Source organism: Micromonospora sp. NPDC049114, from assembly GCF_040648635.1.
In the GTDB taxonomy this organism is placed as follows: domain Bacteria; phylum Actinomycetota; class Actinomycetes; order Mycobacteriales; family Micromonosporaceae; genus Micromonospora.
On the sequence record NZ_JBEZEA010000004.1, the window covers coordinates 84,802 to 97,060 of the forward strand.

Sequence of the window (12,259 nt, forward strand, 5' to 3'; positions counted from 1 at the left end):
CTCACTCGGGCTCACAGCGGGTCATCCAGTACCCCTGGCTCTTGTCGATCACCGGCTTTCCGACGCCGGTGATCGTGATCGTGCAGTCGAGGGGCTTCTCGGCCACGCCGTCGGGCCAGGTCGCCTCCACCATGATCCGGCTCTGGCCGTTGGTGCGGATTGTCGTACGCCAGGGCAGCTTCGCGCTGTCGACGTGGATGAGGTCACTCTCGGCGTCGTAGTAGGCGATGTCCGCCTCACCCGCGCCTGACACCTGGTAGACCACTGTCACCGGCGCGGGCCCCGACGTGGGGCGCGTGATCGGTTTCTTGGTGGGCGTCGCGGTGGTGGTCTCGGGATCGGTGGGCGCGGTGGGCTCCGGCGCGGCGCTCGGCGGCCAGCCGTCGTCGTCGAAGGGGCCGGTGTCGTACGGGTCCTCGGCCACCGTGTCCGGGAGCAGTTGGCCGAGCAGGGGTCCGCCCACGCAGAAGCAGCCGCAGGCGCCGAGGACGAGCGCCGCGACGACAGCGGCGACGATCCCGACCACCCGACCGTTGCCGGAGGGCCGGCCGGGCGGCGGATAGCCCGGGTAGAGATAGCCCGGCGGCGGGTAGCCCGGCGGCGGATAGCCGGGGTAGAGATAGCCCGGCGGCGGGTAACCCGGCTGCGGATAGCCGGGCTGCGGATAGCCGGCCGGCGTGGGCTCCGGTGACGGGGGTGGTGGCCAGGGGGTCGCCGCGGTGGGCGTCCACCCGGTTCCGGCGGGATCGGGTGTCCACGGCGCCGAGGGCGACGCGGGTGTCCACGGCGCCGGCGGCGCCCAGGGCTGGCCCGGAGCCAGTGGATCGGGCATCGGGAAGGAGCCCGGCGCGGCCCACTCGGACGGCGGCGTCGGCGGCTGTCCCGCAGTCGGATCCGGCGGCGTAGGGGTTGGTTCCGGGGGTGGCGTCGGGGACGCCTCGGGCGGCGGCGCGTCGGACATGGCTGCTCCGGGCGGGAGTGGGTATGGGCCAACGGGCCGGGGGAGCGCGCGCCGAGCCCGCCGGAAGACTGTCGTACCCGCTGGCCGTCCGCAACCCCGTCGGGTCGGTGGCACCGCGACCGGTCCCGTGACACTCGTCCCATTACTGTCCGCCAGCCACCGATCGCTCAAATTCGGTGCTTGTTTAGCCGACTTTCGAGCACCCACACTGAGCGAAACTGGGTTAGGCTGCGGGCCATGTGTGGAATCGTGGGATACGCGGGCGCGCGCCCGGCACTGGGCATCGTGCTCGACGGGCTGCGGCGGCTGGAATACCGGGGCTACGACTCGGCGGGCGTGGCGATCGTCTGCGACGGCCAACTGCTGACCGAGAAGAAGGCCGGCAAGCTCTCCAACCTGGAGAAGGTGCTCTCCGAGCGCGCCGCCGACGACCCGACCTCCTGCGCGGCCAGCCCCATCGGCATCGGTGACGGCACCACCGGCATCGGGCACACCCGGTGGGCCACCCACGGCGGCCCGACCGACCGCAACGCGCACCCGCACCTGGCCCCCGACGGTCGCGTCGCGGTGATCCACAACGGCATCATCGAGAACTTCGCCAAGCTCCGCGCCGAGCTGGAGGCCGACGGCGTCCAGTTCACCAGCGACACCGACACCGAGTGCGCCGCGCACCTGCTCTCCGCCGCGCTCGCCGACCTGCGCGCCGCCGGCCAGCCGGACGGTCCGCAGCTGCTCGCCGCCGGCATGCGCGTCGTGTGCCAGCGGCTGGAGGGCGCGTTCACCCTGCTCGCGGTCGACGCCGGGGTGCCCGGTGCGGTCGTCGGCGCCCGGCGCAACTCGCCGCTGGTCGTCGGCCGTGGCGAGGGGGAGAACTACCTGGCCAGCGACGTGGCCGCGTTCATCGAGCACACCCGCGAGGCCGTGGAGCTGGGTCAGGACCAGATCGTCCTGATCACCGGCGACAGCATCGAGATCACCGACTTCGACGGTCAGCCCGCCAGCGGCAAGGACTTCCACATCGACTGGGACTCGTCGGCAGCCGAGAAGGGTGGCTACGACTGGTTCATGCTCAAGGAGATCGAGGAGCAGCCGCAGGCCATCGCCGACACGCTGCTCGGCCGGCTCACCGAGACCGGTGAGATCGCCCTCGACGAGGTCCGCCTCAGCGACCAGGATCTGCGCGACGTCGACAAGATCTTCATCGTGGCCTGCGGCACCGCGTACCACGCGGGCATGGTCGCCAAGTACGCCATCGAGCACTGGACGCGGATCCCCTGCGAGGTGGAGCTGGCCAGCGAGTTCCGCTACCGCGACCCGGTGCTCGACAGGTCCACGCTGATCGTGGTGATCTCGCAGTCCGGCGAGACGATGGACACGCTGATGGCGCTGCGCCACGCCAAGGAGCAGAAGGCCCGGGTGCTGGCGATCTGCAACACCAACGGCTCGACCATCCCCCGCGAGTCCGACGCCGTGCTCTACACCCACGGCGGGCCGGAGATCGCCGTCGCGTCCACCAAGGCGTTCCTCACCCAGGTCGTCGCCTGCTACCTGATCGGCCTGCACCTGGCGCAGGTGCGCGGGATCAAGTTCGCCGACGAGGTCGGCGCGGTCGTGGCCCAGCTCCAGGAGATCCCGGGCAAGCTGCGTGAGCTGCTGGACCGCATCGAGGGAGTCCGCGAGCTGGCCCGGGACCTGAAGTCCGAGCCGACAGTGCTGTTCATCGGCCGGCACGTCGGCTACCCGGTGGCCCTGGAGGGCGCGCTGAAGCTGAAGGAACTGGCGTACATGCACGCCGAGGGCTTCGCCGCCGGTGAGCTGAAGCACGGCCCGATCGCCCTGATCGACAAGGGCACTCCGGTGATCTGCGTGGTGCCGTCGCCGGTGGGCCGCGGCATGCTGCACGACAAGGTCGTCTCCAACATCCAGGAGGTCCGGGCTCGTGGCGCGCGGACCATCGTGATCGCCGAGGAGGGCGACGAGGCAGTCGTCCGGTACGCCGACCACCTGATCTACGTGCCGCGTACGCCGACCCTGCTGGCCCCCCTGGTCACCACGGTGCCGCTGCAGGTGCTCGCCGCCGAGATCGCCGCCGCCCGGGGGCACGACGTGGACCAGCCCCGCAACCTGGCCAAGTCGGTAACCGTCGAGTAGTCGCCGCCCACGTCCGGGGCCCCGGCGCACCGCACCCGCGGTGCCCGGGGCCCCGTCGTGTGCGCGGTGCCGACCCGGCGCGGCCCAGCGGTGTCCGGGGCTCCATGGTGTGAGCGGTGCCGAGCCGGCGCGGCCGAGCGTCGACGGCGCGTCGTCAGCGGCCCAGCACCACACGGGCCATCCCGTCGAGCGCCGGGTTGCCCGGCTCCCAGTAGCCGGTGTGCCCGCCACGACCGCTCGGGAACACCCGGCCGCCGAACCCGGAGTCCGCCGGGTCGTGACCGAACCACAGCTCGTGGTCCGTCCGATCCGGCCACCCCGGCACGGCCGCGAGCGGAGCGGCGCTCAGCAGGGCCCGGCGGCCCAGCTCGTCCACCGGCCGGGCCAGGCGGATCACGTCGTCCGGGGCGCTGCTGGCCCACACCTCGGTGGCCGGGACGCCAAGCTCGACCGCGTGCTCCGCACCGACCCCCGGTGAGCCGACGAACATCAACGCGTCGGCCGCCAACCCGTGCTCCCGGGCGGCGATGCCCACCACCAGCGACCCGTAGCTGTGCCCGAGCACGGTCTGCCGCGCCGGCGGCCCCTCGTGGGTGGCGCGCAGCCCCTCCTGGAAGCGGTGCAGCGCCCCGCCAGCGTCCCGGGCCTGGTCGGCCGACGCCGCCTCGGTCAGGAAGTCCGGTGCGTCGTAGTCCAGCCACAGCACCGCCGCGCTGCGTTCACCCGGCGCGAGCGTCGCGCAGCGCTCCAGCACCCGGGCCGCTCGCCCCAGCTCGCCGGGGGCGTCGTCCAGGCCGGCGGTCATTCCCGGCACGTACGTCAGCACCCGGTCGGCATGGTCCGGGTCGCCGAGCGCCACCACCACCCGACCCTCACCGGCCGGGTTCAGCCCCAGCAGGTACGCCCGCGGCTCCCCGGTCGCCAGGCGCTCGGCCAGCGCGTCCAGGCCGGCCAGCCGCGCCGCCACCCCGCGCAGCCGCAGCGAGGCGAGCGGCCCCGGCGGCACCCGGGCCAGCAGCCGTCGACGTTCGGCCAGCAACTCCGCGCGTCGCGCGCCGAGGAGCAGGCGGTTGGCCTGGTCGCGGGCGGCCACCGGCACCCCGTCCAGGCCGCCGACGAGGGACGGTTCGTGCCCGACCAGCCACCGTCGCTGTGCCGGGGTCAACCCGGACCACCAGGCTCGCACCAGCGCCGGCGTCGCTCCGGCGGCCGGTCGGCCGGGCGGCGGTGGGGACGCCCAACCGGTGCCGGCGGCCCCGGCCAGCTCGTCCAACCGGTCGGCGGCCTGCCGGTCCGCCGCGTCGGCCAACTCCAGCGCTCTCCGCAGAGCCGCCCCCGCGCCCGCTTGGGCCGCGCCGGCCCGCTCGGTCGGTCGCAGGCGAGTCGGATCGACGTGCACAGCACCGGACCGGTCCACCACCAGGCCGGCCGCGTCGGCCCGGGCGACCGCCTCGGCGAGCCGCGCCTTCGCCACCAGGAGGCACCCGGCCAGCTCGGACAGCACCTGATCGGCCTCGATCAGCGCGGGCGCCACCGAGGTCACCTCGCCTCGCAGACCGCCCAGCCGAGCATCTGCCGCCACCGCGGCCGCGCCGGACCAGCCGCCCCGCAACCGCCCGGCGGAACCGGTTAGCGCGTCGGCATGCCGCTCGACCGGACCTGTCAACCCGGCCCAGGCCGCCCCGGCCACCCGCCAGCCGCCCGGATCGGCGGCCCAGAGCTGGCGGTAGCCGACGCCGCTCACCGGGGCAGGACGGCGAACCGGCCGGCGGCCCGGTCGTCCACCGTCTCGTACGCCTCGGCGGCGGCCCGGACCCCACCGGCGGTCAGCGCCACGTCCGCCCCCAGCCGGCAGAACCACGCGTGCGCGGCCGATTCCAGCCCCGCGAGGGCCGTGGCGGCCCGCCAACCCGGCGCCGGCACCAGCAGGCCGGCCGCCCGGGCCAGGCCCCACGCCAACCGGTACGCCTCGTCGTCGAGCGCACCGGCCACGGCGCGCAGCTCCTGCGGCCGGACGGCGAACGGCTCCTCGGTCATGACCCCACCCCCGTGCACGATCGGCATCCACGCGCTGACGCTAGGCAGGGCCGGGCCGTGCCGGAGTGCCCTGTGGACAGCCGGCTGCTGTCGTACTCCGGTGTGTCCACAGGCGTTGCCCACGGCGGGCCCGACGGCTAATCTGCCGCCCCGGCCGCCGGTAGGGTGGTCTGGTGATCGTCGCTGTCGGCATCGACGTCGTCCTGGTCGACCGGTTCACCCGGTCCCTGGCGCGGACGCCGCTGCTTGCCGACCGGCTCTTCACCGCGGCCGAGCGGGCCACCCGCTCCGGCACCCCACGCTCGCCCGAGTCGCTCGCCGCCCGGTTCGCCGCGAAGGAGGCCGTCGCCAAGGCGCTCGGCGCCCCGGCCGGGCTGAGCTGGCACGACTGCGAGATCGTGCCCGATGACACCGGTCGACCCTGGCTGACCGTCTCGGGCACCGTCGCGACGGCGGCCGTCGAGCGGGGCATCAACCACTGGCACCTCTCGCTGTCGCACGACGGCGGGATCGCGTCGGCGATGGTGGTCGCGGAACGGTGACGTCGGCCGGGTGGCCGTGACGGCCCACTCGCGAGCGGAATGGGGCACGGTGACATGAGAGCGGTGTGGCGGGCGGCTGACGTACGGGCGGCCGAGGCGGGGCTGAAGGGCACCCTGCCGGAGGGCACGCTGATGCAGCGGGCCGCCGCCGGGTTGGCCCGCCGGGCCGCCCTGCTGCTCGCCGAGCGGGGCGGGGTGTACGGCGGCCGGGTGCTGCTGCTCGTCGGCTCGGGCGACAACGGCGGTGACGCCCTCTACGCCGGGGAACGGCTGGCCCGCCGGGGCGTCGAGGTGTCCGCCCTGCTGATCTCCCCGGGACGGGCGCACGCCGCGGGCCTGGCCGCGCTGCGCGCCGCCGGGGGCCGGGTCGTCGACCGCCCGACCGGCCCGGTCGACCTGGTCCTCGACGGCATCGTCGGCATCGGCGGCACGGGCGGACTGCGGGCGAACGCCGACGGGATGGTTCAGCGCCTCGACGACCTGCGCGGGCGCGACGGCGCTCGGGCCACCGTGCTGGCCGTGGACGTGCCGAGCGGGGTGGCGGTGGACACCGGGCACGTGCCGCTGGCCGCGTCCGGCCGGCCCACCGCGGTCCGCGCCGACGTGACGGTGGCCTTCGGCGCGTTGAAGCCCGCCCTGGTCGTCGGACCGGCAGCCGCCCTGGCCGGGCAGGTGGAGCTGGTCGACATCGGGCTGCGGCCCTGGCTGCGGGGCACCCCCGCGCTCCAGGTCACCGAGTGGTCCGACATCGTGCAGTGGTGGCCGGAGCTGGGCGCGGCGTCGGAGAAGTACACCCGGGGCGTGGTCGGGGTGGCGACCGGCTCGGCGACGTACCCGGGCGCGGCGGTGCTCTCCGTCGGTGGGGCGCTCGCCGGGCCGACGGGGCTGGTCCGCTACGCCGGTGGCGCACGGGCCGAGGTGCTGCACCAGCACCCCTCGGTGATCGCCACGCCGCGGGTCGCCGACGCCGGCCGGGTGCAGGCCTGGGTGTGCGGCTCGGGGCTGGGCACCGGCGACGACGCGGCTGCCGAACTGCGGGCCGTCCTGGCCGCCCCGGTGCCGGTGGTGCTCGACGCGGACGCGCTGACCCTGCTGGTGGACGGCTCGCTCGCCGACCGGCTGCGCGGCCGGGACGCGCCGATCGTGGTCACCCCGCACGACCGGGAGTTCACCCGGCTGTGCGGGGAGGAGCCCGGCGCCGATCGGGTCGGGGCCGCGCTGCGGCTGGCCGCCTGGATGAACGCGGTGGTGCTGCTCAAGGGGGACCGCACGGTGATCGGCACGCCGGACGGCCGGGCGTACGTCAACCCGACCGGGACCCCGGCGCTGGCCACCGGCGGCACCGGCGACGTGCTGGCCGGACTGCTCGGCTCGCTCCTGGCGGCCGGGGTGCCGGCGGACCGGGCGGCGGCCTCGGCCGCGTACCTGCACGGGCTCGCCGGTCGGGAGGCGGCCCGCGGCGGTCCGGTGACCGCGCCCGACGTGGCGACCGCGCTGCGCCCGGTCATCGCCCGGCTGGGCTGATCGTTGCTGTTCGGTGCCGGTTGGCCGGCTCGGCGGGCCGGGCCGTGCGTCGCCGCCCAACCGGATCGGGGCGGAAAGTAGGCTGGGCGTATGTGGCAGGCCGAGGTACGCGTCGATCTTGACGCGATCCGCGAGAACGTGAGCCGGCTCCGCTCCGGCACCACCGCCGAGCTGATGGCGGTGGTCAAGGGTGACGGGTACGGCCACGGCATGCTCCCGTCCGCCCGCGCGGCACTGGACGCGGGGGCCGACTGGCTCGGCGTGTGCACCCTCGACGAGGCGCTCACGCTGCGCCGGGCCGGGATCACCGCGCCGGTGCTGGCGTGGTTGCTCGCGCCGGGGTTGCCGTTGCACGAGGGGGTCGGCGCCGGGGTGGACCTCGCCGCCGCCAGCCTGCCGCAACTGGACGAGATGATCGAGGCGAGCCGGCGTGCCGGACGCCCGGCCCGACTGCACCTGAAGATCGACACGGGGTTGTCCCGGGGTGGCGCGACCGTCGACGAGTGGCCGGAGCTGCTCGACGCCGCCGCGAAGGCGCAGGCCGACGGCCTGGTCGAGGTGGTCGGTGTGTGGAGCCACTTCGTGTACGCGGACATGCCCGGCCACCCGACCACCGACCGGCAGCTCGCCGCCTTCCACGAGGGGCTGGCCATGGTCGAGCGGGCCGGGCTGCGCCCCCGCTGGCGGCACCTGGCCAACTCGGCGGCCACCCTGACCCGCCCGGACACCCACTTCGACCTGGTCCGCCCCGGGCTGGCCGTCTACGGCCTGTCCCCGGTGGCCGGCGACACCTACGGGCTGCGGCCGGCGATGACCGCGCGGGCCCGGGTGATGCTCACCAAACGGGTGCCCGCCGGCACCGGCGTCTCCTACGGGCACACCTACACGACCGAGGCCGACGCCAACCTGGCCGTGGTGCCCCTCGGGTACGCCGACGGTGTGCCCCGGCACGCGTCCAACACCGGGCCGGTGCAGCTCGCCGGTGCACGGCGGACGATCTCCGGGCGCGTCTGCATGGACCAGTTCGTGATCGACTGTGGCGACGACCCGGTGGCCGACGGCGACGTGGCGACCCTGTTCGGCAGCGGTGCCGACGGCGAGCCGACGGCCGACGACTGGGCCGAGGCGGTCGGCACGATCAACTACGAGATCGTCACCCGGTTCGGCAGCACGCGGGTGCCGCGCGTCTACGACGGCGAGCGCCCCTCGTGACGTACCGCATCCCGCGTCCGCGGACCGCCGTCGGCCGGGTCGCCGGCCTGGTCGGCGCCGCGGTCGGAGTGGCGGCGGCCGGCCTGGCCGCCGGCGTCGCGACCGAACGCACCCTGGTCCGCCGGCTCAAGGCCGACCCGGCCGACCCCTACGCGCACGAGAGGTTCGGCGAGCAGCGGTACGACGAGGCGTTCCGGCTGGAGCTGCCGGACGGCACCGACATCCACGTCGAGGTGGTCGAGCCGACCCGCCCGGTGCAGGGGCACCCGACGGTGGTGCTGGTGCACGGCTTCTGCCTGGACATGGGCACCTTCCACTTCCAGCGCCGGATGCTCGCCGCGCGCGGCGACTACCGTGTCGTCGCGTACGACCAGCCCGGTCACGGCCGGTCCGGCCGGTTGGAGACCGGGGAGTACGACCTGGCGGTGCTCGGCCGGACGCTGCGCCAAGTCATCGACCGGACCGCCCCCGAGGGGCCGCTGGTGCTGGTCGGCCACTCGATGGGCGGCATGACCATCATGGCGTTCGCCGAGCTGTTTCCCGAGCTGTTCGGTGACCGGGTGGTGGGCACGGTGCTGATGGCCACCTCGGGCGGGTTGATCGCGGAGACCAAGCTGGTCGCGCCGGCGCTGCTCGGCCGGGTCGGTGGCCCGATGCTCTTCATGGTCAGCAACGCCACCCGGTACGGCGGCCCGGTGATCGACAAGGCCCGCAAGTCCACGTCCAACGTGGCCTGGTTGCTGACCCGCAAATACGGCTTCGGCACCCGCAAGCCCAGCCCGGCGCTGGTGTCGTACGTGGAGACGATGAACTCCCGGACCTCCGCCGACACGGTGACCCGCTACCTGCGGACGCTGGCCACGCACTCGCGTTTCCCGGCGCTGGCCGCCTTGGCGAACGCGCCGGTGCTGGTGGTCGTCGGCGACAAGGACATGATCACTCCGGTGACACACTCGGAGGAGATCGTCCGGCGGTTGCCGCACGCCGAGTTCATCAAGATCAAAGACAGTGGTCACGTGGTGATGCTGGAGCACGCCGACGAGGTCAACGCCGCGCTGGCGCGGTTCCTCGAGTCACTGGAGAGCATGGAGGACCGGTGAGTTTCGTCGTCAAACTGCCGACCGTCGAGGACACTCGGGAGTTCGGCCGCCGGCTGGCCGGGCTGCTGCGGGCCGGTGACCTGGTGCTGTTGACCGGTCCGCTGGGGGCCGGCAAGACCGCGCTCACCCAGGGCGTCGGCGCGGGTCTCGGTGTTTCCGGTGACGTCACCTCGCCGACGTTCGTGATCGCCCGTGTGCATCGGCCCGACCCGGCGCGGGGTGGTCGGGTGGCCCTGGTGCACGCCGACGCGTACCGGCTGGGCGCCGCCAGCGACCCGCGTGCCGAGATCGACGACCTGGACCTGGACGCCTCGGTGGACGAGTCGGTGACCGTGGTGGAGTGGGGCGAGGGTCTGGTGGAGCAGTTGGTCGACGCGCATCTGCGGGTCCGTATCGACCGCCGCGACGACGACACCCGGATCGTCGAGCTGGACCCGGTCGGTGGCGACTGGGCCCGACGGATCGCCGAGCTGGGTTGAGGCCTGTCGGCGCGGGAGCTGTCGGACCCGGTGCCTAGAGTGCGGGGGACCGACCCGCGCTGGAAGAGGTTCCTGATGCCCGACGACGCCCCCGCCCTGGATCTGCTGGCCCTGCTGCCGGAGCAGTGGCGTGCCGTGCTCACCCCGCACCTCGATCCGGCTCGCACCGCCGCGCTTGCCGAGTTCGTCGCCCGGGAGTACGCGACGCAGACCGTCTTCCCGCCGTTGGAGGATCTCTTCTCGGCGTACCGGCTCTGCCCGCCGCAGAGCACCCGGGTGCTGATCCTCGGGCAGGATCCCTACCACCGCGCCGGACAGGCCCACGGGTTGAGCTTCAGCGTCCGCGAGGGGGTGGCGGTGCCGCCGTCGCTGCGCAACGTCTTCAAGGAGCTGGGCGAGGACGTGGGCGTGGCCAAGCCGCGCAGCGGCAACCTCGACGGCTGGGCCGCGCAGGGCGTCCTGCTGCTCAACGCGGTGCTGACGGTGCGCCAGGCCACGCCGGGTTCGCACGCCAACTCGGGCTGGGAGGAGTTCACCGACGCCACGATCCGGGCTCTGGACGCCGCGCCGGAGCGGGTGGTCTTCCTGCTCTGGGGCGGCTACGCGCGCAAGAAGGCGGCCCTGGTCACCAACCCGCAACACGTGGTCTTGGAGGCCGGTCACCCGAGCCCGATGAACCCGCGCGGCTTTCTCGGCAGTCGCCCGTTCAGCGCGGCCAACAAGGCGCTCGCCGACGCCGGCCGCCCCACCATCGACTGGGAACGCACCGCCGGCTGACCCTGCGGCGCAGGCCCTGGCCGACCGCTCATTGGCGTGGCCGTGCGGTCGGCTTGTTGTGGTGCGGGCCCTGGCCGCCGGCTTGTTGTTGTGGCGGGGGCGGTGCCGCCCGGCGGGACCGCGCGACCCTTAGCCACGCGGCGCGGTCAGCCTTCGGCAGCGAGTTGCCGCGCCCGGTAGCGGCGCAGCAGCTCGGCGGCCCGCGGCTCGGTCAGCTCCAGCTCGACCAGCGGCACCACCCGATAGTCGCGCCCACCGTGACGCACCTCGATCGTCTCGGGCAGCTCGTCGCACATGGTCGCCCTGATCTCGCCGTACCGGGTCGACCAACGGTGCTCGCCCGGCTCCTCCGGCTCCAGCCACACCCCGCCGAACTCGCCCCACCGGGCGTTCCACCGCTGGCCGTAGTTCGCCTCGAGCCAGCGGGTGAACCGTTTCGAGTCGTGCCAGCGCAGGGCGATCTCCACGGCGTCCACCGGGACCGGTGCGCCCTGCAACAGAGCCGCCGTGCTGCCGGTCAGCACCTGCGGAAAGTCGGTGAGTCGGTCCAGCGTCTCATCCAGGCTCAGCGCGTCGATGCGTTCCGCGATCGGCCGGGCAGCCAGTTCGTCAATGCGGGCGTCGAGGTGCGCGTCCAGCGGCTCGACCTCGACCACCATCTGCACGTCCATCGCTGCGAACAAGCGCTCCAGCACGGGAAAACTCGCGGCGCGGCTGCCGCTCTCGATCCGGGCAACAGCCGCCTGGGTGATCCCCGCCGCCTCGGCCAGCTGGGACTGGGTCAGGTCGCGCAGGTGCCGTTGCTGGCGGACAGCCCTGCCGAGCAGGGTGGCGAGGCGCGTGGGCGGCATGTCGACATGGTGGACCGCGAGCGGCCAAGGAGAAACCGCTCAGCCGAATTCACGACTGAGTGGCCTAGGTCCGAGATCCCGTCGAACCGGCCACCCCGCCACCCTGTCGACCGGCCGATCCGCCGCCCCGGCCCGGCGCGGCCGGGACGTCATTCCCTGAAAAGCGGTATACCTGTGAGTCATAAATATGACTCACAGGTATACCGCTCATCACGGCAAGTGGCCTCCGGCCGGTTGAGTGACGTCCCGCAAAGGTCGACTGAGAACAGCCGACGGGAGGATGGCCAAGACGGCCGAGGGGCCGGCCAGGGCAGCCGAGACGGCGATGCGGGTGATAGCGACCAGTCCCGCTCGATGGACTGGACGACCAGGACGGCCATGACGACGCCGTGGGAACGGCCAGGACGGCCCGGTCTAGAGCGGCCCAGGCAGCCGGGCCTGCGGCTGGGTCTGCTCAGCCGGGCTTGAGCGGCGGGGCTTGTGCGGCCGGGCCTGCAACTGCCAGCGCCCCGGGCATCAGGACGGTCAGGAGTGAGTGGCTGACCTGGGCGCAGGCAAGGGGACGGCCGCAGGCAAGGGGACGGGCGTAGGCAGGGGGACGGCCGCAGGCAAGGAGGGCGGGGCG

The 12,259-nt window shown here is 74.0% G+C and carries 11 protein-coding genes; 7 read left to right on the forward strand and 4 right to left on the reverse strand.

All coding sequences use genetic code 11. The features are described 5' to 3' along the window. Position 1 precedes the first annotated feature (1 nt). Positions 2 to 832, reverse strand: coding sequence for an MmpS family transport accessory protein (locus tag AB0B39_RS15310; RefSeq protein ID WP_357574596.1), 831 nt, complete (start codon positions 830 to 832; stop codon positions 2 to 4). Between the two features lie 366 nt (positions 833 to 1,198). Between AB0B39_RS15310 and glmS the strand changes: the two genes are divergently transcribed. Continuing rightward, positions 1,199 to 3,112, forward strand: coding sequence for a glutamine--fructose-6-phosphate transaminase (isomerizing) (glmS, locus tag AB0B39_RS15315; protein WP_234589296.1), 1,914 nt, complete (start codon positions 1,199 to 1,201; stop codon positions 3,110 to 3,112). Between the two features lie 154 nt (positions 3,113 to 3,266). On the opposite strand, the gene AB0B39_RS15320 is transcribed toward glmS, so the two are convergent. Beyond that, positions 3,267 to 4,856, reverse strand: a complete 1,590-nt coding sequence (locus AB0B39_RS15320) for an alpha/beta hydrolase (protein ID WP_357574597.1) — start codon at positions 4,854 to 4,856, stop codon at positions 3,267 to 3,269. After that, positions 4,853 to 5,149: a hypothetical protein gene (locus tag AB0B39_RS15325; protein ID WP_357494436.1), complete on the reverse strand. Its 297-nt coding sequence runs from the start codon at positions 5,147 to 5,149 to the stop codon at positions 4,853 to 4,855. The genes AB0B39_RS15320 and AB0B39_RS15325 overlap by 4 nt, the downstream gene beginning before the upstream one ends. Positions 5,150 to 5,322: 173 nt before the next feature. On the opposite strand from AB0B39_RS15325, the gene AB0B39_RS15330 reads away from it, so the two are divergent. The 6 genes from AB0B39_RS15330 (at position 5,323) to ung (ending at position 10,783) form a co-directional block, all read left to right on the forward strand. Continuing rightward, entirely contained in the window at positions 5,323 to 5,691 is a 369-nt protein-coding gene (locus AB0B39_RS15330; RefSeq protein ID WP_234591615.1) for a holo-ACP synthase, read from the forward strand. 54 nt (positions 5,692 to 5,745) lie between these two features. Continuing rightward, complete coding sequence (locus AB0B39_RS15335; protein ID WP_357494434.1) at positions 5,746 to 7,215, forward strand: NAD(P)H-hydrate dehydratase; 1,470 nt, start codon at positions 5,746 to 5,748, stop codon at positions 7,213 to 7,215. Between the two features lie 90 nt (positions 7,216 to 7,305). Beyond that, positions 7,306 to 8,427, forward strand: coding sequence for an alanine racemase (gene alr / locus AB0B39_RS15340; RefSeq protein ID WP_234591121.1), 1,122 nt, complete (start codon positions 7,306 to 7,308; stop codon positions 8,425 to 8,427). Next, entirely contained in the window at positions 8,424 to 9,527 is a 1,104-nt protein-coding gene (locus AB0B39_RS15345; protein WP_357494432.1) for an alpha/beta hydrolase, read from the forward strand. The genes alr and AB0B39_RS15345 overlap by 4 nt, the downstream gene beginning before the upstream one ends. After that, complete coding sequence (gene tsaE / locus AB0B39_RS15350; RefSeq protein WP_357574598.1) at positions 9,524 to 10,006, forward strand: tRNA (adenosine(37)-N6)-threonylcarbamoyltransferase complex ATPase subunit type 1 TsaE; 483 nt, start codon at positions 9,524 to 9,526, stop codon at positions 10,004 to 10,006. Before AB0B39_RS15345 ends, tsaE begins: the two co-directional genes overlap by 4 nt. 75 nt (positions 10,007 to 10,081) lie before the next feature. Continuing rightward, positions 10,082 to 10,783, forward strand: a complete 702-nt coding sequence (gene ung / locus AB0B39_RS15355) for a uracil-DNA glycosylase (RefSeq protein ID WP_357494428.1) — start codon at positions 10,082 to 10,084, stop codon at positions 10,781 to 10,783. A 146-nt stretch (positions 10,784 to 10,929) separates the two neighbouring features. Here the strand turns inward: ung and AB0B39_RS15360 are convergent, their stop codons facing one another. Further along, positions 10,930 to 11,634: a helix-turn-helix transcriptional regulator gene (locus tag AB0B39_RS15360; protein WP_357494426.1), complete on the reverse strand. Its 705-nt coding sequence runs from the start codon at positions 11,632 to 11,634 to the stop codon at positions 10,930 to 10,932. Between the last annotated feature and the right edge of the window lie 625 nt (positions 11,635 to 12,259).